The sequence below is a fragment of the Streptomyces sp. NPDC048637 genome (assembly GCF_040650675.1).
Lineage (GTDB): Bacteria > Actinomycetota > Actinomycetes > Streptomycetales > Streptomycetaceae > Streptomyces.
In genome coordinates this window covers 78,081-99,102 of sequence record NZ_JBEZHQ010000010.1, presented here as the reverse complement: position 1 = coordinate 99,102, position 21,022 = coordinate 78,081, and the positions used below count along the sequence as shown (strand labels likewise).

Sequence of the window (21,022 nt, the reverse complement as noted above, 5' to 3'; positions counted from 1 at the left end):
AACCTTATTCGCCCTGGGAAGGGGGCCATCTGCAGCAGAGGAAATGCCCGGGGCGCCCAGAACGAGTACCCCCGAGACGCCAACAGCTGCAGTAACCTTGAACAATGCCCTGCGGAACTTGCGCATCTATTCCCCTTGTTCGATGAAGGCACCCCAGCACGACGGGCCCCTCAAAAACCGAAATAATGAAGGCCATGCGGCAGAACGGCACAAGGATTTACCAGTCGCTTCTTGGGCGCCGGCCCCGTCCGCACCCCGCACTCGTGAAATTACGGCCGCGCGAGGGGCGGGACATCCGTCATCTGACGGATAGTTTCTTCAGCTCGGTGAGGTGGTCAGCAGCGGTGCCGGCTGTCGGCGTCCCCCGCTTGCTCTGTGACCGAAGCGAAAATTGAGCAACCCCCACCCAGAGCAACCACATCCGCGAGAGCGCGCGCCGGCTCGGGCGCAAAGACAGGGGGCGCGGGCAGGGCCGGGGGAACGTGCCCCGCCCGCGCCGTGTGCGCTGAGCCGTGGGTACGGGGGGAACCCCGGCTCTTCGCGCAGCCGATGACCAGTCGGCTTCATTCAGTACTGCGTCACCGGCTCAAAAAACGTCACACCTACGGGGCGGCGGTTCCGGTCGGGGTGGCGTGTCCGGGGTCCGTGGTGGTCGCCGAGGGCGTGGGGGCCGGGGCGGACGCGCCGGGGCCGGGGGTGGTGCCGGGTGTCTGGGAGGGGTGTTCGTCGTCGTCCTCGTCGCCGCCCGAGCCGCCGCCGCTCTGTTCGGTGCCGCCGGTGCCGCCGCCGAAGCCGTCGTCGCCGCCCGTGCTGCCGCCGTCCTGGTAGCGCGCCAGGTAGGCGCGGCAGAAGAGGTGCACCTTCTCCGGGCCGCCGGCCTTGCGTTCGAGGCGCCGCAGGGTGTCGCGGTCCATGCCGTCCCGTTTGCCGGACTCATAGCTCTGGCACAGCGCGAGCAGCAGGTCCTTCTTGTCGCCGTGGCCGGGCGGGGTGCCGTCGCCGCCGGGTCTGTCGTCGCGTCCGGTGCCGCCACCGGGGTTGCCACGGCCGGGGTGCCTGGTGGCGCCGGGGGGACTGCCGGGTGCGGGGGTTCCGGTGGGGCCGGCCGACTTCCCGCCGGGGGTGGCGTCGGGGGTGTGCGCCGTGGTGCCGTCGGTCTGGGCGCCGGGCTCGCGGGTGTCGAGCGGCCCGGGGGTCTCGGCGGCGGAGACGCTGGAGGCGGGGTCGGGTTCGCCGCCCCGGAAAGGGCTGGGCAGTACGCCGGTGCCGGCTCCGACTGCGACGCCGCCGATGGCGCAGGCGGCGAGCGCCACGGCGAAGCCGCGCCGGAAGGGGCGGCCGACGCGGGTGCGTTCGGCGAGGCCGGTGGCGCGTGCGGGGCGGACGCCAGGGAACGGTTCGTCGGCGGCGCGGTTGCGGGCGCCGGAGCCGCGGCGGGCGGCCTGCCGGAACGCGGCCAGGGCGGCCTCTTCGCCGGGGAGTTCGGCGGTACCGGGCGTCTTGGCGCCGACCGCGGCGGCGGCCTGCAGGAGCTGTTCGAGTTCGTGTGCGCCGTCACCGTGCCGGGCACTGACCTGTTCACCGCGCAGCAATCGCTCCGCGGTGTCCTTGTCGAGCCAGTCGTACCGGTCGTCGGCCATCACATGTCCTTCTGCGTTCGTGCGGCCGTTTCCGTCACACCTGGTACGTACGATTCCGCCACGCCGTCGCGGCGCCTTCTGCCCTGTGCGGGCACCCCACTCACCGTTCCACCACCTCGGCGCGGGCCCGGTGCGGACCGGCCGGAGGGGGCGCTTTCCTGCTGGTCGGCGCCGTCTTCGCCACCGTCCCGACCGCTGCCCTGACTACCGTCCCGACCGCTGTCCTGACTGCCGTCCCGACTGCTGCCGTGGCCGCTGCCCTGACTGCCGTCCCGACTGCTGCCGTGGCCGCTGTCCTGGCCGCTGCCCGGACTGCTGTCCTGGCATCCGTCCCGGCCGGCTCCCGGCGTCTCGCCGATGAGCTCGGCGAGCCGTCGCAGTCCGCGGTGTGCGGCGGTGCGCACCGCGCCGGCCCGTTTGCCGAGCACTTCTGCGGCGCTCTTGGCGTCGAGCCCGACCACCACCCGGAGCACCACGGCCTCGGCCTGGTCCTGCGGCAGCCGGGCTATCAGCCGCATGGTGTGGCCGGTGCCCAGGGCTTCGAGTGCCTCGCCGGCAGTGTCGGACGCGCCGGGGGTGTCGGCCAGTTCGCTTTCGTCGCCGCCGATCGCCGGGCGGCGGCCGCGCATCCGGATGTGGTCGAGGGCGCGGTTGCGGGCGATACGGGCGGCCCAGCCGCGGAAGCGGTCGGCGTCGCCGCTGAAGCGGGCGAGGTCACGGGTGATCTGGAGCCAGGCTTCGGAGGTGACGTCCTCTACGTCCGGTTCGCTCACCAAGGTCCGCACATACCCCAGAAGTCGGGGATGTACGGCGCGATAGACGGTACGGAACGCCGCCTCGTCGCCGTCCTGCGCCGCCTGCACGGCCGCCGTCAGCCGACGGTCGTCCGGCTGAATGTCGTCCCCTCGCACGGGTCCATCCTGTCGCACGCGGAATGTCCGCCGCCCGGTCCTTGCTGCATTGTCGCTTCACCCGGCCACGTCACCGGCCCGGCTCCGCCAGCGGCGTCGGAGCTGTGCCGGTTACCGCCCGCCGCCGGCCACGGTCGGCCGGAAACCCCCGGTAACCCGGATGTTCCTGCAGACCGTAACGCGTGAGCCGCCGCACTCCACACCCGGGAGGGGCGCACCACCCGCCCCGGCGGGGCCGGGAGCGCGGGCGCGAACGACGCCACCGGTACACCGGCGAAGTGCGCGCACGGATCCATCTGGAGCTCCCGGGGAGGACGGCTTTCCAGGCCGCGGCAAGCGGCGCGAACAGTGCGCCTACCAGCGCGGACCCGCACGTTACGGGCCTCGCCGGGCCCGCGTCCAGACCACTAGCCGTACCCCTGCCCGTACCCCGTGTGACGCTTTCGAGGTGTCTGGCGCTGTATCGGATAGGGGGCCTTCACCGGCCCTTCGCGAACGACGGCCGGGGCCTCTCCTGTGGGGGGTGGCGGCCCCGGCCGTCCTTGCGCTCCCAGCGCTCTGGCCTGGGACGTTGCGCGGAGTCCGTGACCAACGTGACCAACGCGTGACCAACCGGCCAGGCGCCTCATGTGATCACCCCCAGCCCGTGCGCCCAGCCGTCCCGGACGCCGGCTCACTGGCTCCTTCGACTCGGCGCTTGCCGTGCTGGTCCATGGCATAGCTCGGTGAGTGGTGTCTCACCTTCACCGAGACCTCAACGGGATTCTCACCTGCTTCTAGATCGTTCGTGACCTTGCTGTGACGCCAGTCGTGGATCCGGAACTTCTGCGGGAGATCCAGCCTCTGCCTGGTGCTGCGCCACCGCGCACTGACCTGGCCGGCATCCTGGGGCCACCGGGCGTTATTCCGTTCGGACGAAGCATGTATCCATCTCGCGCGAAGACGAGGTCGTGGTCGGCCCACCGCGAGCCGAGCTTCTCCTTCCATGCCCGCTGGCTGGCACTGGATCTTGAGCACGGTCATGAGCGCTTGGTCGACGTAGATGATCGCGTTGTCGTCTCCGTCCTTGGTCAGGCGCCGCAGGACGCTCTTCTTGATCACCTCGACGACGAGCCACCCCAGCTCGATGGAGCAGCCCCCAGTGGATGAGGTGCCGCTTCATCCCCAGTGGTTCACTGCGCCGGGTGCCGGTGGCCGTGTACGTCGTCCACAGCGGCGCGTCACACGTGCAGAAGTGCAGTGGCCTGCAGGCACGCTTACCGCCAAGGCGTCCGGATGTCCCCAAGGAGGCGTGCCGTGCCCGCATCGTCGAGGGTCAGGCACTTCCTCTACTGGGCCTTGATCTGCCGGATCGTGGGCGTGGTGGCGGCTGCCGGTGGAGGTCGCCGTCCGCCTGATCGACGACTTCTCCCTCCCCGCGGTCCCACCCTCCGGGCTAACCCCGCCCCCTACACCCTGCTCATCGGCCGCGGTACGGCCAACACGACTCGGTCACCGCCGCCACAGCAGGCATGGCCATCGGCGAAACCGTCGGCCCGGCCTTGGTAGGCGACGCCTTCCAGGGGTTGCGGAGACGCGATCAGATTGAAATGTGGGAGAAATCACCGGACGACGCCGAGGCATGGGCAGGTCGACATAGCCGGATCTACGGAGACGGTCATCCACATGACTATGATTACGTACGCGGCCCCACAGGCCTGGGCCCAGAGAACTATTTCAGTAAGCGCATATTCCATCTCCTGAAATTCGACTGACGGGCCATCTCGTGGAACGCGTGTTCAAATATCGCAGCAAAATCTCGCCTTTGGGTGGCCTTGCGGCCAAATTGACCGCAGAGAGCCTTCGATTGCAGACTCCACCCAGCAACGGGGTACAGATCTATCAAAGTTTCTGGATCCTCCCTCATGAAGGCATCTATTGGACCGACCTGACCTGGCTATGCTTTGGCGCATCACTGTCCGGACGGTCGATTTCGTCAAGGCACCCCGAAGGGGTGTATATCAAGATTCATAGCCTGACCTATGCCCCTGCGGATTATCGCCCGGAAGTCGCCGCGATCGCCATGGACGGCTGGCTGCACGACGAATTTGAGTTGCCAGACACCGGGGTTCGCTGCGACTACAACTCTGACCCGCCCGCATATACCTTCCATTGGGGCGGAAGAGAGCCGCTTTCAGACGACTGAGTCCAGCCACTCAGGATCAGTCGCCCAATCAAACAATCGCGCCATGTCCAGACGGGGCCCGTGAGTTCCTCCGCACGCCGGTGTCGCGGTCGAGAAGCTCGCCAAGGCGGCCCTCGCCGCGAAGAATCCGGTCTACGTCGCGGAGATCCGCAACGGCTGCGCGGACATGGTCATGCATCTCGGCGGACATGTTCAGTTGGGCGAGGAGAAGGTCCGCACCGTTGGGGCCGCAGAGGCCATCAAGCGGCTCCGGAAGATCGGTGTGCTCAAGACCGATACCGATCTCGACCTGCTGATCGAGATGCGCAACGGCGCGGTCCATGCCGTCCCGGACAGCACTCTGGCCAAGGGGATGATTTCTCCGCTCGCCCGGACGATCGAGACGCTGCTTAGTGATGTCAGCAGGCCACTGGACGACTTCTGGGAGCGGTGGACGAAGGCCGTCAGGGACGCAGTGGACGAGCAGAGGGACGCGGTCTTCCAGGACGTCCAACTCCGTATCAGTCAGGCTCGACACCGTCTGGAGGATCGCCTTGAGGGGCTGCCCTTGCCCAAGGAGCTCCGGCTCCGGCCCAAGACGTCCCGCTTCAGCTTCTTCTTCGGAGCGGAAAATCCCGATGCTGACGGAGACATCGTTTCCGTGACTGGTGGTGCGGGCTGCCCAGCCTGCGGCAGGGAGGCGCAGGTGACGGTGGAGCCCTCCTCGGACAAGGGTGCGGTCGCTGTGGCTCTGACATGCCCGTGGTGCCAACTTCAACTCAACGGTTCAGAGGAAATAGAGGCATCGGACGCCGACCTGGACATACCCCTAGAGGTCGCAGAAGCCGCCCTCCACGGCGACTACGACTAGGACTTGTCCGCGCTTGTCGTAGCTGGTGGCGACTGCCCGGGACTGTCTCAGGCGATTGATCGCCCCTTCGACGGTGTTGCGTTTCTTGTAGCGGTCCCCGTCGAAGTCAGGTGGCCGTCCGCCGCGCGAGCCCTTTCGCAGGCGGGCGGCCTGGCTGTCGGTCTTCTCCGGGATCGTGTGGCTGATGCCCGTTGCCGCACGTAATCGCGGCAGAGTCCATTGCTGTAAGCCTTGTCGGCCGCCAGGCTGTCGCACTTCTTACACGGCCTGCCCGAACCGGTCCTGGGGACGCGCACCTGGTTCGAAGGCAGGCCGCTCTTGGTGTCAGCCGCCGTAGAGGGCGGGCAGATCGACCAGGAGGAGGTCGTCTCGGCGGTCGGCCAGGTCCACCAGGTCGGGGTAGAAGCCGTGCAGTGAGTACAGGACCAGAGTGGTGGCAGCGGTGTCGTACCTCTGATCTGCGAGCAGGGCACGGATACGTTCCAGGCGCTCCAGGTCACCAGTCCCACGGCGGGCGGCGGTCGCCTTGGCCTCGCCCAGCAGCGCGATCCTCGCGCGGGGAGCCTGCGGGCGCTCGCCGGCGGCCAGGGCGATGACATCGACCTCGTGCTTGGTCCGGGCGGCCTGGTCGGCGACCTCGGTGGTGCCGACCGGGCCGGGCAGTCCACCGGGCAAAAGGGTGTGGGCGTAACGACGGGTGAAGTCACGGGCCAGGTCCTCGAAGTGCGGCCCGAGGATCTTGGAGTTGAAGGTCGGAGCGGCCTGTTGCCACACCTGCTCGGCGAATCCCTGTTCCACGGCGGCGGCCTGCGGGACGGCGATGAGCTGGTTGAAGCGGATGACGGGGTCGGCGAGCGTGATGACGGGGTGCCTGGCGCGGAGGATGTCCTGCTCCCGCCGGACGTATCCGGTGGATTCCAGCACTCCGAGCGGGTGAGCGACGGCGTTGCGTGGGCGTTCCAGGGCGGCACCGATCTTGCTCGGGGTACTGGCGCCCTGCGCGATAGCGGTGAGGATGTCGTAGTACAGCGTGTGCTGCGTGATCCTCGGGTCCTCACGCAGCAGGTACTCGGTCTCCGTACGCGAGTACACCGCCCGCCCCGGGTCCAACAGCGTCCGGGTGAGCCAGGTGTCGAAGCCGTCGTCCGGATGCGGCCGGGCGGCCACCGGTCGGTAGCCGGGGGCGCCGCCCAAGACCGCGTGCACCTTCAGCGCGGTCAGCGGGTCGGCGATCTGCCAGAACGCCCGGCTCTCACGGTAGTCGAAGGCGCCCAGCCGTAGATCAACCACGGCCCGACCCCGCAGCGGCTTGGTCCCCGAAAGTAGTTCGTGCATCACGCTCATCGCCGAGCCGCACAGGATCAGCCGCGGACCCGGCCCGGCACCAGGCCGGGCGCCCCGCTGACGTTCGTCGTAGAGCTGTTGCAGCAGCCCCGGGATTTCAGGCGAGTGCTGGAGCAAGTACGGCAACTCGTCGATCACCAGAAGCGGGTGTGACGAACGGGCGGTCACATCAAGGGCATTGGACAGCACGTCACGCCAGTCGGTCAGACGCAGACTCCCTGGCCGCAGGCCGGCATGGGCAGCGACCGCGTCACTGAACCGCTGGATCGCGGGCAGCCGCCCCTCCTCCCGGACCGCTGTGACGTACAGGCCACCGACCTGCTCGGACAGGGCCTGCAGAAGGTACGACTTCCCATACCGCCGCCTCCCCGACACAATGCCGAGCCGCATCGCCGGATCCGGATCAGTGAGGAACTCAGCGAGCAGATCCCACTCCCGGTCCCGGTCGACCACGTCGTCCGGCTTGATCGGCAGGCTCTTCTTCACTCACCCTCCTAGACTGCGACGAAATTCGTCTAAGTCTACTTCGACAGAATGCGTCGTACTGGGGTATGCCCATGAGGCAACGGAGCCCAACGGATCCGACGGGATGCTCGGCAGATGCACGACGGCCTTCACCACTTCCCAGCGACCGAACCGACGGTTGGCCGCATGACCAACGCGTGACCAACAGCGGTCAGGAACACTCAGAAGCCCTCAGATGAAGGCCGATCCAGGCAGTAATCGAGAACCTGCACCAGGGCAACAAAGTGCCTGTTCAGAGGCCCTTTGCGGCTCGATCGGGACAGGGGTGGCGGCCCCGGCCGTCCTCGTTCTCTCACCCGTTTCTTACCGGGCCCGCTCTCACACCCGGTTGGCCAGTGCCTTGAAGTCCGTCCAGGACAGGGCGGGCGTCCGCGGGTCCCAGGTCTTCTGCGCCAGCGCCGCCAGCGGCAGCCGGATTCCCGCCGCCACCTGCGGTGCGGTCTGTGCCTGCGACCGGTCGCACCAGATCGCGAAGCGCGCCCCGGGGATCCGGTCCGGACCGGTCATGTTCGCGGGCACCGCCACCGGCCGGGTCCCGCGGATCACCAGCGGGGTCCAGCTCTCGTAGATCCGCTGGCCGGTCGGGTAGACGAACTGGTTCGGCTCGCCGAGGACGTAGTAGAGGTACTCGTCGTTGAAGTTCATGACGTTGCGGCCCTCGCGCAGGAACGTCGCGGGGTCGGGGTGCCCGACCTCCTTGCCGGTCCAGTAGTCGACCATCCGGTTCTTGTCGGGGGACACCCGCGGACTGGAGAAGAATCCGTCGTTCCAGGCCTCGATACGGTTCTTGCCCTTCGCCTCGACGGTCTTCTGCCGGTCGTTGAGCCAGCCGGTCGCCAGGTCCTCGATGGTGCCGTTGGGTCCGTACTTCTGCCGTGCGGCCCGGGTGAGCTGCGGATATGTGGTCGCCGGGGTGGACGACAGCAGAGCCTGGTACTCATCTCCGCCCAGGTGCCAGTAGGCGGGCGCGCCCTTGGGGTTGGTGAACAGCTCGCTCATTTCCTTCAGCAGCGAGTCGATCAGCGGGGCCGCCTTGGGGTTGGAGATATCGATCGCACCGGGGACCACGCTGCCCGATGCGCGGTGCAGCAGCAGGTCGGGATAGTGCTTGAGCACGGCGCCCAGGTGGCCGGGCGAGTCGAGTTCCGGGACGACGGAGATGTGCAGACTGCGCGCGAGCGCGACGATCTGGCGGATCTGGGCCTTGGTGAGATGGTCGGCGGAGACGATCTCGGGGTGGGTGTCGCTCTGGATGCGGAAGCCCTGGTCGTCGGAGAAGTGCAGCTGGAACTGGTTGAGCTTGAGGTCGGCGATCTCCCGGATCCGGGCCTCGATCCAGTCCTGGGTGAACGGCTTACGGGCGTTGTCCAGTGACATTCCGCGCTGCGGACGGCCCGGCCGGTCCTGGATGGTGCCCTCGGGAAGCCCGCCGGCGGCGCGCACCGCCTGCTTGACGGTGCGGGTGCCGTAGAAAATTCCGGCGTCGGTGGGGGCCGTGAGAGTGAGCCGGGTGCCGTCGGCGGTGAGCGTGTAGGCCTCGTCGGCGGCGCCCTGGACGGGCACATTGTTCGCCTGGTCCGCACCGTTCTTGCCGGTCAGCTTCACCTCGATGTCGCCCGGCCGTACGGTCTCGTCGCCGTAGACGACGGTCAGCCCGCCGAGGTCGCGGGCCATCCGCTGGGCCTCGTCGGCGACATTGCTCTTCTCTCCGGCCGGGACCACCACCCGGGCCCCGTTGGTGGGCCGCCAGCCGCGGCCGTCGGCCCGGCGGAAGTCGCGGACGGCGGGGATGACCTGCGGCTGCCCGGTCACCGGTGCCCAGGTCGGGGTGGCGGCGGGCGTGGGGTTGACCTTGGCGCTGGTGCTCCCGGGCGGCTCGGTGTCCGCGGCGTCGGAGCAGCCGGCGAGCAGCAGGGCAGCGGCGAGCGCCGCGGCCGGCAGCGCGGACCGGGCCGCCGGGCCCTTGCCCGCCGTCGGCCGCGTCACGGGGAGCGGGGAGGCCGAGGGCCGCGGGGCACGCGGCGGCCGCATCGGGTTCGACATCGTGCAATCCTCACTTTTCGGGGCGAAGGCATTGCCAGGTGTGCGGAGCCGGTCGTCCAGGGAACGTGCGAAAGCTCTCCCATCCGGGTGAAATTCGCGCATCCGTCGGACAGTGGTCGCCAAGCGTCGTTAGCGTGGCGTTTCCTTCGTCACCCCCTTCACAGGGCTCCCGGAACCGCCGGATACCGCCCGGGGTGTCGTCGCACACGCACCACCGCCATACCCGCCGCCGCTTCGTACGCGTCCCGGCTTCGGTCCGCTTCTCCCCCAGCTTCCTTCAGTCGCCCGTCCCGCACCTGTCGAACCGACCTATTCGCATCCGTCCGAGGAGCCCACGCTGTCCGGTGACATCCCGGCCGCCCGGCCGACGACGCTGCACCCTCCGCAGCCCCCGCGGCGCGGCATATCGTCGCGGGTCCTCGATGCCGCGCTGCCGCACCCCCGCACCGAGGGCATCGGGCTCGTCCGCTTCAACGCCCTCCCCCGGGAGGACGCCCTGGCCGTGCTCCTGAGCTGCTGCGGCAGCCGCCGCTGGGCCGAGCGGGTCGCCGCGCACCGCCCGTACCCCGATCCGGAGTCCCTGTTCGCCGCGGCCGACGAGGCCTGTTACGACCTGACCGCGGCCGAGCTGGACGGGGCGCTCGCCGAGGAGTCGCTCTCCTCCCAGCCGCTCGTCGGCGCCCGCGGTCCCGGCACGCTGGCCGCCCACACCGCGCTGCGCGCCGCGCACGCCGAGTACGAGCGGCGCTTCCGCCATGTCTTCGTGATCTGCCTGGACGGCTACCGCGACGAGGAGCTGCTCGACCAGGTGCTGTCCGGGATCCGCACCCGGCTGGGCAATGAACCGGACGAGGAGCGGGCGGTCGCCGCGGACGAACTGCGCCGGCTGACCCGCGGGCGGCTGACCCGGCTGACGGCCTCCGGCCCGTGAGGGATCGCGGCTTGTGACCGGGAACGTTCCGGTTGGTGCTTGGGTGATAGCCCGTTGGTGCCTGTTTGATCACACCTAAGGACCCCGGCGCAAGGAACCGACAGCACGTCGCTACGATGGCCAGGGCCGGTGGACCGTACCCGGCCGGGCCCGACCGACAGAGAAGCCGGCTGGCCCCAATCCCCGCTCCCGGAGGGTTTTTCCGTGCCGGCTGGAACGCTGTACCGCGGCCGGGAAGGCATGTGGTCCTGGGTGGCTCATCGAGTCACCGGCGTCCTCATCTTCTTCTTCCTGTTCGTTCACGTCCTCGACACCGCACTCGTACGCGTCTCCCCTGAGGCGTACGACGACGTCGTTGCGACCTACAAGACGCCGATCGTCAACGTGATGGAGTACGGCCTGGTGGCCGCCATCCTCTTCCACGCGCTCAACGGCCTCCGGGTCATCGCCGTGGACTTCTGGTCGAAGGGCCCGAAGTACCAGAAGCAGCTGCTGTGGACCGTTGTCGGTATCTGGGCCGTACTGATGGCCGGTGCCTTCTACCCCGTGCTGCAGCACACCCTGCGCACGCTGTTCGGGAGCTGACGCGAGATGTCTGCTGAAACCACCTCCGCAGGTGCCACCGCGGCGGGCGCGCCCGACAGCGTCTCGCTCTACGACGTGGACCACCCGGCTCCGGTCATCGAGCCGCCGCGCAAGCGCACCGGCAAGACCCCGAAGTCGACCCGCACGAACTTCGAGCTGTACGGCTGGCTGTTCATGCGGCTGTCCGGCATCGTGCTGGTCGTCCTGGTCCTGGGTCACCTGCTGATCCAGCTGGTCCTCGACGGCGGCGTCTCCAAGATCGGCTTCGCGTTCGTGGCCGGCCGCTGGGCCTCGCCGTTCTGGCAGGTCTGGGACCTGCTGATGCTGTGGCTGGCCATGCTGCACGGCGCCAACGGCCTGCGTACGGTCATCAACGACTACGCGCAGCGGGACAACACCCGCTTCTGGCTGAAGATGCTGCTGTACACCGCGACGGTGTTCACCGTCCTTCTGGGCACGCTGGTGATCTTCACCTTCGACCCGAACATCTCCTAAGGCCGGGGCTGACTGGAACCATGAAGATCCACAAGTACGACACCGTCATCGTCGGCGCCGGCGGCGCGGGCATGCGTGCGGCCATCGAGTCGACGAAGCGCAGCCGCACCGCGGTCCTGACGAAGCTCTACCCGACCCGCTCCCACACCGGCGCCGCCCAGGGCGGTATGGCCGCGGCCCTCGCGAACGTCGAGGAAGACAACTGGGAGTGGCACACCTTCGACACGATCAAGGGCGGCGACTACCTGGTCGACCAGGACGCCGCCGAGATCCTGGCGAAGGAGGCCATCGACTCGGTCCTCGACCTGGAGAAGATGGGCCTGCCGTTCAACCGCACGCCGGACGGCACGATCGACCAGCGCCGCTTCGGCGGTCACTCCCGTAACCACGGTGAGGCCCCGGTCCGCCGGTCCTGCTACGCCTCGGACCGCACCGGCCACATGATCCTCCAGACGCTGTACCAGAACTGCGTCAAGGAGGGCGTGGAGTTCTTCAACGAGTTCTACGTGCTCGACCTGCTGCTCCAGGACGTCGACGGCGTCAAGAAGTCCGCGGGCGTCGTCGCGTACGAGCTGGCCACCGGCGAGATCCACGTCTTCCAGGCGAAGGCGATCATCTTCGCGTCCGGCGGCACCGGCAAGTTCTTCAAGGTGACCTCCAACGCGCACACCCTGACCGGTGACGGCCAGGCCGCGGCCTACCGCCGCGGGCTGCCGCTGGAGGACATGGAGTTCTTCCAGTTCCACCCGACGGGCATCTGGCGCATGGGCATCCTGCTGACGGAAGGCGCCCGTGGTGAGGGCGGCATCCTCCGCAACAAGGACGGCGAGCGCTTCATGGAGAAGTACGCGCCCGTCATGAAGGACCTCGCCTCGCGTGACGTCGTCTCGCGCTCCATCTACACGGAGATCCGCGAGGGCCGCGGCTGCGGTCCCGAGGGCGACCACGTCTTCCTGGACCTCACCCACCTGCCGCCGGAGCAGCTGGACGCCAAGCTCCCGGACATCACCGAGTTCGCGCGGACCTACCTCGGCATCGAGCCCTACACGGACCCGATCCCGATCCAGCCGACCGCGCACTACGCCATGGGCGGCATCCCGACGAACGTCGAGGGTGAGGTCCTGGCGGACAACACCACCGTCGTGCCGGGCCTGTACGCGGCCGGCGAGGTCGCCTGCGTCTCGGTCCACGGCGCCAACCGCCTGGGCACCAACTCGCTCCTGGACATCAACGTCTTCGGGCGCCGGGCCGGCATCGCGGCGGCGGAGTACTCGGCCACCGCCGACTTCGTCGAGCTCCCCGAGGACCCGGCGCAGCAGGTCATCGACCAGGTCGAGCGGCTGCGCGACTCCAACGGCACCGAGCGGGTCACCGAGATCCGCAAGGAGCTGCAGGAGTGCATGGACGCCAATGTGATGGTGTTCCGCACCGAGCAGACGATCAAGACCGCGGTCGAGAAGATCGGCGAGCTGCGCGAGCGCTACCTGAACGTGTCCGTCCAGGACAAGGGCAAGCGGTTCAACACCGACCTGCTGGAGGCCATCGAGCTGGGCAACCTCCTCGACCTGGCCGAGGTCATGGCGGTGTCCGCGCTGGCCCGCAAGGAGTCCCGCGGCGGTCACTACCGCGAGGACTACCCCAACCGCGACGACGTCAACTTCATGCGGCACACCATGGCGTACCGCGAGGTGGGCGCAGACGGCGCCGAGTCGATCCGCCTCGACTACAAGCCGGTCGTGCAGACCCGCTACCAGCCGATGGAGCGTAAGTACTGATGAGCACCCCGACTCTCGACAAGCACTCCGCGGCACTGGACGCGGCCGAGGACGGCGCTTCGCATCTGATCACGGTCACCTTCCGGATCCGCCGGTTCAACCCGGAGGTCTCGGAGGACGCCAGCTGGGAGGACTTCCAGCTGGAGATCGACCCGAAGGAGCGCGTCCTGGACGCCCTCCACAAGATCAAGTGGGAGCTCGACGGGACGCTGACCTTCCGCCGTTCCTGCGCCCACGGCATCTGCGGCTCGGACGCCATGCGCATCAACGGCCGCAACCGTCTCGCCTGCAAGACGCTGATCAAGGACATCAACCCGGAGAAGCCGATCACGGTCGAGGCCATCAAGGGCCTCACGGTGATGAAGGACCTTGTCGTCGACATGGAGCCCTTCTTCCAGGCGTACCGGGACGTGATGCCCTTCCTCATCACGACCGGCAACGAGCCGACCCGTGAGCGGCGCCAGTCCGCCGAGGACCGCGAGCGCTTCGACGACACCACCAAGTGCATCCTGTGCGCCGCCTGCACGTCCTCGTGCCCGGTGTTCTGGAACGACGGCCAGTACTTCGGCCCGGCGGCGATCGTCAACGCGCACCGCTTCATCTTCGACTCGCGTGACGAGGGCGGCGAGCAGCGGCTCGAAATCCTCAACGACAAGGACGGCGTCTGGCGCTGCCGGACGACCTTCAACTGCACGGACGCCTGCCCGCGCGGTATCGAGGTCACCAAGGCCATCCAGGAAGTCAAGCGGGCACTGATCACCCGGCGCTTCTGAGACCGGCGGCGAGCCGGGTTCCGACCCGGCCGCCGAGCAGAGCCGGCACCTCCCGAAGGGCCCCGCCTCCGTACCCCCGGAGGCGGGGCCCTTCGGCATGCACGCTCTCCTTCTCCCTCGCCGGGTACACGAGCACCGGCGGCAAGGCCTCGTCCACCAGGGCCACCGGTACGTCGCGGCAGAAGTAGGACGGAACGAACACCAGCCCCCGCCCCTCCAGGAACAGCTCCCGCTCCACCGGATAGCTGACCTCCAGCACCGGCGGCCGCCAGCGCATCACCGGCCCGAACGTCCGCAGCATCGCCTCCGCCCCGGACTGCCCCAGCGCATGCCTCCGCAACGCCCGGTCGGCGCCCACCCGTTCGGCGATCCGCGGCCAGCTCGGTGCCACCGCCCGGTGGTGGTACGTCCGCAGACTGCGCGCGAGATGACGCAGCGCGGCCGGCTCACCGTCCGCGAGCCCGCGCGCCCAGCCCGGCAGCGCCCGGTGCCCGGACAGCAGCGTCAGCTCGGACCGCAGCCGCTCCCGCGGGGTGCTCATCACGGCCTCCAGGCCGGGCTCGACCCCGTCCAGGCCCGCGAACGGCGTGAGGAAGTCCGGGAAGTAGCCGTACCGCGGCACCAGCGGCAGCAAGGACCGCAGCGGCCCCGGCCCGTGCCGTACGGCGTGCTGGCGCCAGGCGGCCAGCGCCGGTTCGGTCCGGCTCTCCCGCAGGGCGTGCAGGCTCAGCACCGTCTCCCATAACGGGTCGGCCCCTTCGGCCACCCTCGTACGCGCCAGATCCTGCGCGGTGAAGTGCACTCGCAGCACGTGGTCCCCCTGGTTCTGCGCCGCCTCCCCGAGCGGCGTGCCACGAGGATCTGTCCGGCGAGAGCATTGCCGCAACCGAAACCCGCGGGTAGCCTCCCGTGCCCCACGGGGATCCCTCTCCCGTGCCCCACGGGGATCCCTCTCCCGTGCCCCACGGGGATCCCTCTCCCGTGCCCCACGGGGATCCCTCTCCCGCGCCCCACGGGGATCCCTCTCCCGCGCCGCTCGGGGCGACCGCAGCGCCTGCGCCGCCAGTGCCTCGTCCTCTGCCCGGCGGGCTCGGGTGATCTGCGCAGAGGCTTCGAGGGCGGCGCCCGCCGCCGCCGGTCCAACTTGCCTCCTTTTTCCGCAAGTTGAGCCATCTGTCGCGCCATGACGCCGCAGGGGAACGCACCCGGCGTCAGCCTGGGGCCGCCGCCCTGGGCATCACCGTCGCCATGGGCGTGCGCCCGGAGGAGTGGGAGGAGTGGGAGGAGTGGCAGGGCCTGATCCAGGACTTCCTCGGCCGGCATGGGTTGTGACGGGGGAGGTGCGGTCGTGGCGGGCACGGCCGGGGGCGGGCACGACCGGGGGGGCACGGCCGGGGGCGGGCACGGCCGGGGGCTTCGAAGACTTTCGGTGGCGGGCACGGCCGGGGGCTTCGAAGACTTTCGGTGGCGGGCACGGCCGGGGGCTTCGAAGACTTTCGGTGGCGGGCACGGCCGGTTGGCTTCGGAGACTTTCGGTGGCGCCCTCTCCGCACCTCATTACTTTCGTCAGTACCGGCAGCGAGGGGCTCTGCTTACGCTCTGATCATGAACCGAATTCGCCGTGGCGCAGCCGCGTTACTCCTCGCCGTCACGCTCCCCCTGCCCCTCACTGCCGCGGGCACCGCCGTCGCGGCCCCCGCGCCGCCCGCCGCCCACACCGCGTCCCCCTCGGCCCCTGCCGCCCATCCGCGCCTCGAACTCCCCCGCCCCACCGGGCCGTACGCGATCGGACGCGACACCCTCCCCCTCACCGACACCCACCGCGGGGACCCTTGGGTGCCGTCCGCGGGCCCGCGTGAGCTGATGGCGTCGATGTACTACCCGGCCCGCCCCGGCACCGGCGGCGCCCGCGCTCCCTACATGACCACCGAAGAGGCGCGGCTTCTGCTGGAGGGCATCCAGCGCGCGGACGAGCTGCCGCCCGAGCAGCTCGCCGCCACCCGGACCCACGCCCGCACCGGCGCCCGCGCCATCGGCGGTAGGCACCCCCTGGTGGTGCTCTCTCCGGGCTTCACCCTCAACCGTGCGACGCTCTCCCTGCTCGCCGAGGAACTGGCCTCCCGCGGCTATGTCGTCGCCCTTCTCGACCACGCCCACGAGTCCTTCGGCACCACCTTCCCCGGCGGCCGTACCCTCACCTGTGTCGCCTGTGACACGGTCAACAAGGCCCCCGAGAAGGCCCAGCGGAAGCTGCTGGCCAAGGTCGCCACCGGACGCGCCGCCGATATCTCCTTCGTCATCGACACCCTGACGGCGGCTCCCGGCCGGCACCACGCCCCGGCCTGGCGGCACTCGGCAATGATCGACCCGAAGCGGATCGGCACCGCCGGACACTCCATCGGCGGCAACAGCGCGGCAAGCGCCATGGCGGCCGACCACCGGATCCGCGCGGGGGTGAACATGGACGGCACCTTCTTCGCACCCGTCCCGCGCTCCGGGCTCGACGGGCGGCCTTTCCTGATGCTCGGCGGCCTCAACGGCCATGCGCCGGGCGACAAGGACACCAGCTGGCTGCGCGACTGGCGCCGCCTGGACGGCTGGAAGCGCTGGCTCACGGTGCGCGACGCCGGCCACTTCACCTTTATCGACCTGCCGGTCCTGGGCGCACAGCTCGGCGTCACCGACCCCACGGCCCCGATCTCCGGCAAGCGCTCCGGCGAGATCACCCGTGACTATGTGAGCGCCTTCTTCGACAAGCAGCTGCGCGGCATACCCCGGCCCCTGCTGGACGGCCCGTCCACCGCCAACCCCGAGGTCATCTTCCAGAAGCCCTGACCTCACCCCGGCCGGTCCGGCGCGATTCGCCCAGAGGGGGAGGAGGGGGAGCGGCCGCCCGCTCCCCCTCCTCCCCCCGATTCCGCTATCGCTCCACGTCCACCACTGCCGCCGCGCTGCTCACGCGCCCTCAAGAACCTTGTCCAGGAAGGCGTCCAGGTTCTGTACGGTACGGGCGATCCGCTCCTCCAGCGGCAGCGTCTCCTCATGCCGCCCGGCGAGCTGGGACCGCTTACGTCCCCGGACATACAGGGAGCAGGCGAGATCGGCGCACAGATAAGTCCCGACGGTGTTCCCCTGCCGTCCCAGCGCCCCGGCCCGGCGCGCGGCGAGCAGGCTGACTCCGGACCCGGGGTGCCCGGTCACACAGACCGAACACACCGTCGTCTTGGTGAAGCTCCGCCGCACACCCTGCGGCACCCGCAGCGTCACCCCGATGACCCCGTCCCCTCGCGGCGCGACCAGATAACTTCGGTCCGGCGCCCCCGGGTCCCGCCACCCCAAGAAGTCCAGCTCTCCCCAAGGAAGTTCGACCAGCCCCACAGGCAGATGGATTCTGCTCGCCTCACCCTTCGAGCAATTGACGAAGGAGGCACGTATTGCTTTTTCACCTACGGGGTCCATGGCGCCCGAAACTAACAGCGCGCCCGGAGGAATGTCGCCCGATTTTTTCCGCCTCACATGGGCACACAACTGGCTGGAACGGCAGACGTTGGCCGGCGCGGACATCAAGTCGGCCCCCGGGCCAGCAACGAGCACGGGGTGTGGAGAACCGAACGAGCCGCTGTCCCGTACGTGTACGGACAGCGGCTCGTTGCGTTGCTCTGCGGACTCGGGGGGCGCGGGCCGGGGCTCGTTGTGGCTGCGTGTTGTAGCTCAGCCCCAGCTCTGGGCGCTGGCGCGCTTGCGGCGACGGGACAGCACGATGGCGATGACGGCCCCGATGACGACCAGCACACCGACACCGATACCGCCGAAGAGCGCGAGCCTTTCACCGATGCCCATGGGCGGGTTTGGGTTCGGTCCATCTTTCAAGCCGGCGGTGACGGGCGTCTTGGACGCCTTGCCCTTCGGCATGGGCAGGGGGCCCTGCGCGGGGCCTGCGGGGATGTCCTCGTTCAGAGCTGCCTCGGGAATGACGTAGCCATACCCGTAGTGGTTATCGGGAAGTTTGAGGTGCTTCTTCTTCACGGAAGGGCTCAGACCGGCTGTCTTCACAAGGCGGTTGGCGATTTGCCCCGGAGTGAGGTCGGGGTACCTTTCGCGGAGCAGAGCGACCGTGGCGGAGACGTAGGCGGTGGCGACGGAAGTACCGTCGGTCGTGCCGTAGTGAGAATCGCTCTTTCCGCCAAGGACCGGAACATCCACGCCGGGCGCAAGAAGGTCGACAGCGGAGTTGTAGTTGCTCATGTCCCAGACCTTCCCGTACTCGTCGACCGCGCCAACGCCGATCGCACCGGGGCAGGCGGACGGCAGATTCTTCTCCGACTGCCCATCATTGCCGACGCCCGCCACCACCACGACGCCCTTTTCCATCGCGTAATGGATGGACTCACACATGTCCGGCGTATTCGGGTCGGCCAGGAATGACATGTTGATGACGTCGGCTCCATGATCCACCGCATAGCGAGTTGCATCCGGAACCGTCTTGTCCGCCGTCAAGGGCAAGATCTTCGCCCCGGGCGACAGCCCCTTCATACCTGCAGATCCACCGGGGCCATGCCCATGCCCGGCGATGAGACCGGCCATACCGGTACCGTGATCGCGACGGTCTTCACCCGGTTCCAGATTCGGGGCGCCGTCATTCCTCGGATTGGGAAAGTCCTTGCCCGGGAGAAACTGGCCCGTGAGGTCCTGATGGGTCTTGCGGAACGCCTTCTCGATGACAGCCACAGTGACACCCTTGCCGGTGCCCTTCTTCCAGATGTCCTGGGCGCCGAAAGCGGTCAACGGCCACTGAGCGTCCCGGTTTTGGTCCGCTACTGCTGGGCCGCCCGCGGCCAGAAACAGTGCTCCGGTCAGCGCAGCACCGATGGTCGCGCGCAGAGTTCGTGTGACCCTCATGCCTTGCTCCTCATTGCTTCCGTTCCGGGCGGATGATGACCGCCTGACGAGGTGCTCCGTGACGACGACGCACGGAGCACCCCCTCACGCCGACAGCGTCGTCGGCGTTCGCCGCCCTACTCGATGACTCGCGGCGCCACATTACGTTGCGGAGCCCACGTCTCTTCGTCCTCGATCAGGTAATCGGGGCGCTGACTGGTGGTGCGCTCCTTCTCCTTGCCGTTCCCCCTGGCTCCAGGGGCGCCTGCCATGCCCTGACCGGCGTTCGCGCCGCCGCGGCTGCGGTGCAGCCCGGAGCCGCCCTGCTTGGCGCCACCCGTGGGTGCACCCGGCTTCCCGACCATGCCACCAGGGGTACGGGCCTGCGCACCGCTGCGCCCGGCAGCACCGCCGCGACCTGCAGCGCCACCTCCGGCTCCGCCACCCATTCCACCGCCGGGCATACCCGCACGGCCCGCGCCAGCTCCGCCAGGCGTGCCTGTACGGCCCGCTCCAGCTCCACCGGGCATACCTGTACGGCCCGCGCCAGCTCCACCGGGCACGCCCGTACGGCCCGCTCCGGTTCGGCCACCCATGGATCCGCTGCGGCCACCGCCGCCGGGCCCCATGGGTCCGCCTCCCCTGCCAGGCATAACGGGCATCATTCCGCCGGGCATGCCGGTCGAACCGCCGCCCCCACCGCCGCTGTGGCCACCACCGCCGGTGGAACCACCGCCGGGGATATGCGGGTTGGCCGGCGTCAAGGTGCCGCCCTGCACGCCATCGAGGTCCGTCCGCACAGGAGGAGACGACGGCTTGATGTTCACACCACTCGGGTCGAACGGCGCGCTCGGGCCGCTCGGCCCGTGCGGGGAGCGCTGAGACGGCTTGACGCGCGGGCCACCGGGAGTCGGCATATTGACGGGCGCCGGGTGCGCAGGCTCCCTGGGCTCGGTGGGCCAGTCATGGCCAGGTCCGGGCGGGGGCCCGATGGCATTGGAAATGTTCGGTGTGTGCGCCCGGTAATTGTTCGCCAGCTCTTCCATGACGATGACCGCTTCAACCTGACGCTCTTTACTCAGGGAGAGGCCGTCCCGGTTGAGCTCGAGCGCCATCTTGGCGTCCATCTTCGGGTTGGCCATGTCCTTGTGGAACTGAGCGTCATCGCCATCTTTGCCATTGGTGTCGAACAAGCCCTCGACACTGCCGGCGTCCTCAATCTTCGACATGGCGTTCTTGGCTTCACGCAAGCTGTGCGCAATACCGCCCTTCGGCCCGGACCCGCGACCTCCGATGAGGGCTGCCTCAACATTCCGCGCATGACGATAGGTCAGGTCGACCTTCTTCAGGACCTTTTGCGCTTCGCGTCGGAATGCATCCGCGGCGGTGCCATGCCAGTGCGCCGAGGCATGGTCGACAGCGTCCAGGAACGCCTTACGAATTCCGCCGCTTCCGTCTTCACCTGCAAGTCGGTCAGCCGACTTGCGCCAGTGATCGCCCGCACTCTCAATAGCGTCCGGGTCGGAATTCTTGACCATCGCCCGGAGTGCGTCGAGTCCGTGGTTATGAAAGTCGGAGTCGGACTTCTTGATGGCCGTGTACGAACTGAACTTTTCTTCGATCTCCTCCTTTCGGTTCTTTTCGTCGATCTTCTTCCCGTACTCTTTGTTGCCGGAATCCTTGGGTAGTTCTGGCATGGCCTCCCCCTGATCGTCAGTCTGGCGTTCGTTTTACTGTGGACTCAACTGCCTTGCCGCATAGACGTCTTGGTCTCGTGCTCCTGGTCCTCATACGCGCCCCGGCTGCGCTCGGTCTTGTCTCCGAACTCCGTGATGAGTTCGTGGAGCGCAGTGATCACCTGGGTCATGTACGTCTGCATCTTGTCGTGCGACGCGGCAAGCTTTTCGGCTTCATCGAAGCTGGAGCCGAACGCCGACTTCGGGATGGCCGTGCTGTACTTCACCTTCTGGCTGGGTTCGTCCATGTCGCCGCGAAGCTGCTTGAGCTTGCGTACGACGCTGTCGAGCTCGTCGAGGTCGACCTTGAACTGCTCACCCACTGGTTTCACTCCCCCGTTGGCCCACCTC

General features: G+C 68.6%; 19 protein-coding genes. 9 read left to right on the top strand and 10 right to left on the bottom strand.

The genetic code is table 11. From position 1 onward, the window contains the following. Positions 1-602: 602 nt before the first annotated feature. The 3 genes from AB0C46_RS15750 to AB0C46_RS15740 form a co-directional block, all read right to left on the bottom strand. Complete coding sequence (locus AB0C46_RS15750) at positions 603-1,640, bottom strand: hypothetical protein (RefSeq protein WP_362828367.1); 1,038 nt, start codon at positions 1,638-1,640, stop codon at positions 603-605. Next, positions 1,640-2,536, bottom strand: coding sequence for a sigma-70 family RNA polymerase sigma factor (locus tag AB0C46_RS15745; RefSeq protein WP_362828487.1), 897 nt, complete (start codon positions 2,534-2,536; stop codon positions 1,640-1,642). Before AB0C46_RS15745 ends, AB0C46_RS15750 begins: the two co-directional genes overlap by 1 nt. Positions 2,537-3,184: 648 nt before the next feature. Further along, a complete protein-coding gene (locus AB0C46_RS15740) occupies positions 3,185-3,652 on the bottom strand; it encodes a hypothetical protein (RefSeq protein WP_362828366.1) in 468 nt (155 codons plus the stop codon). 664 nt (positions 3,653-4,316) lie between these two features. Here AB0C46_RS15740 and AB0C46_RS15735 point away from each other — a divergent pair. Together AB0C46_RS15735 and AB0C46_RS15730 are read left to right on the top strand one after the other, a co-directional pair. Next, a complete protein-coding gene (locus AB0C46_RS15735; RefSeq protein ID WP_362828365.1) occupies positions 4,317-4,736 on the top strand; it encodes a hypothetical protein in 420 nt (139 codons plus the stop codon). 166 nt (positions 4,737-4,902) lie between these two features. Continuing rightward, positions 4,903-5,586, top strand: coding sequence for a hypothetical protein (locus AB0C46_RS15730; RefSeq protein WP_362828364.1), 684 nt, complete (start codon positions 4,903-4,905; stop codon positions 5,584-5,586). Positions 5,587-5,910: 324 nt separating this feature from the next. On the opposite strand, the gene AB0C46_RS15725 is transcribed toward AB0C46_RS15730, so the two are convergent. Together AB0C46_RS15725 and AB0C46_RS15720 are read right to left on the bottom strand one after the other, a co-directional pair. Beyond that, positions 5,911-7,416 (bottom strand): ATP-binding protein, encoded by a 1,506-nt coding sequence (locus AB0C46_RS15725; RefSeq protein WP_362828363.1) that lies wholly within the window; start codon positions 7,414-7,416, stop codon positions 5,911-5,913. Between the two features lie 357 nt (positions 7,417-7,773). Then, entirely contained in the window at positions 7,774-9,498 is a 1,725-nt protein-coding gene (locus tag AB0C46_RS15720) for a glycoside hydrolase family 20 protein (protein ID WP_362828362.1), read from the bottom strand. 454 nt (positions 9,499-9,952) lie between these two features. Here AB0C46_RS15720 and AB0C46_RS15715 point away from each other — a divergent pair, with 454 nt between their 5' ends. The 5 genes from AB0C46_RS15715 to AB0C46_RS15695 all read left to right on the top strand — a co-directional run bounded on the left by AB0C46_RS15715 (position 9,953) and on the right by AB0C46_RS15695 (position 14,057). Beyond that, a complete protein-coding gene (locus AB0C46_RS15715; RefSeq protein ID WP_362828486.1) occupies positions 9,953-10,429 on the top strand; it encodes a 2-oxo-4-hydroxy-4-carboxy-5-ureidoimidazoline decarboxylase in 477 nt (158 codons plus the stop codon). A gap of 204 nt (positions 10,430-10,633) precedes the next feature. Then, positions 10,634-11,014, top strand: a complete 381-nt coding sequence (gene sdhC / locus AB0C46_RS15710) for a succinate dehydrogenase, cytochrome b556 subunit (RefSeq protein WP_026169539.1) — start codon at positions 10,634-10,636, stop codon at positions 11,012-11,014. 6 nt (positions 11,015-11,020) lie between these two features. Beyond that, entirely contained in the window at positions 11,021-11,509 is a 489-nt protein-coding gene (locus tag AB0C46_RS15705) for a succinate dehydrogenase hydrophobic membrane anchor subunit (RefSeq protein ID WP_362828361.1), read from the top strand. A gap of 20 nt (positions 11,510-11,529) precedes the next feature. Further along, a complete protein-coding gene (gene sdhA, locus AB0C46_RS15700) occupies positions 11,530-13,284 on the top strand; it encodes a succinate dehydrogenase flavoprotein subunit (protein WP_362828360.1) in 1,755 nt (584 codons plus the stop codon). Continuing rightward, positions 13,284-14,057, top strand: a complete 774-nt coding sequence (locus tag AB0C46_RS15695) for a succinate dehydrogenase iron-sulfur subunit (RefSeq protein WP_129294548.1) — start codon at positions 13,284-13,286, stop codon at positions 14,055-14,057. Before sdhA ends, AB0C46_RS15695 begins: the two co-directional genes overlap by 1 nt. Here AB0C46_RS15695 and AB0C46_RS15690 read toward each other — a convergent pair. Beyond that, the gene (locus tag AB0C46_RS15690) at positions 14,041-14,868 is read right to left on the bottom strand and encodes a hypothetical protein (RefSeq protein ID WP_362828359.1); all 828 of its coding nucleotides are present in this window, start codon (positions 14,866-14,868) and stop codon (positions 14,041-14,043) included. The two genes, AB0C46_RS15695 and AB0C46_RS15690, sit on opposite strands and share 17 nt — an antisense overlap. A 353-nt stretch (positions 14,869-15,221) precedes the next feature. On the opposite strand from AB0C46_RS15690, the gene AB0C46_RS15685 reads away from it, so the two are divergent. Then, entirely contained in the window at positions 15,222-15,389 is a 168-nt protein-coding gene (locus tag AB0C46_RS15685) for a hypothetical protein (RefSeq protein ID WP_362828358.1), read from the top strand. Between the two features lie 273 nt (positions 15,390-15,662). Further along, positions 15,663-16,892 carry an alpha/beta hydrolase gene (locus AB0C46_RS15680; RefSeq protein ID WP_362828357.1) on the top strand — a complete coding sequence of 410 codons (1,230 nt, stop codon included), beginning with the start codon at positions 15,663-15,665 and terminating at the stop codon, positions 16,890-16,892. Between the two features lie 120 nt (positions 16,893-17,012). On the opposite strand, the gene AB0C46_RS15675 is transcribed toward AB0C46_RS15680, so the two are convergent. The 4 genes from AB0C46_RS15675 to AB0C46_RS15660 form a co-directional block, all read right to left on the bottom strand. After that, entirely contained in the window at positions 17,013-17,516 is a 504-nt protein-coding gene (locus AB0C46_RS15675; protein WP_362828356.1) for an FBP domain-containing protein, read from the bottom strand. A gap of 252 nt (positions 17,517-17,768) precedes the next feature. After that, positions 17,769-18,956, bottom strand: a complete 1,188-nt coding sequence (locus AB0C46_RS15670) for a S8 family serine peptidase (protein WP_362828355.1) — start codon at positions 18,954-18,956, stop codon at positions 17,769-17,771. 116 nt (positions 18,957-19,072) lie between these two features. Further along, the gene (locus tag AB0C46_RS15665) at positions 19,073-20,632 is read right to left on the bottom strand and encodes a hypothetical protein (protein WP_362828354.1); all 1,560 of its coding nucleotides are present in this window, start codon (positions 20,630-20,632) and stop codon (positions 19,073-19,075) included. 44 nt (positions 20,633-20,676) lie between these two features. Beyond that, positions 20,677-20,994 carry a hypothetical protein gene (locus AB0C46_RS15660; RefSeq protein ID WP_362828353.1) on the bottom strand — a complete coding sequence of 106 codons (318 nt, stop codon included), beginning with the start codon at positions 20,992-20,994 and terminating at the stop codon, positions 20,677-20,679. Positions 20,995-21,022: the final 28 nt, after the last annotated feature.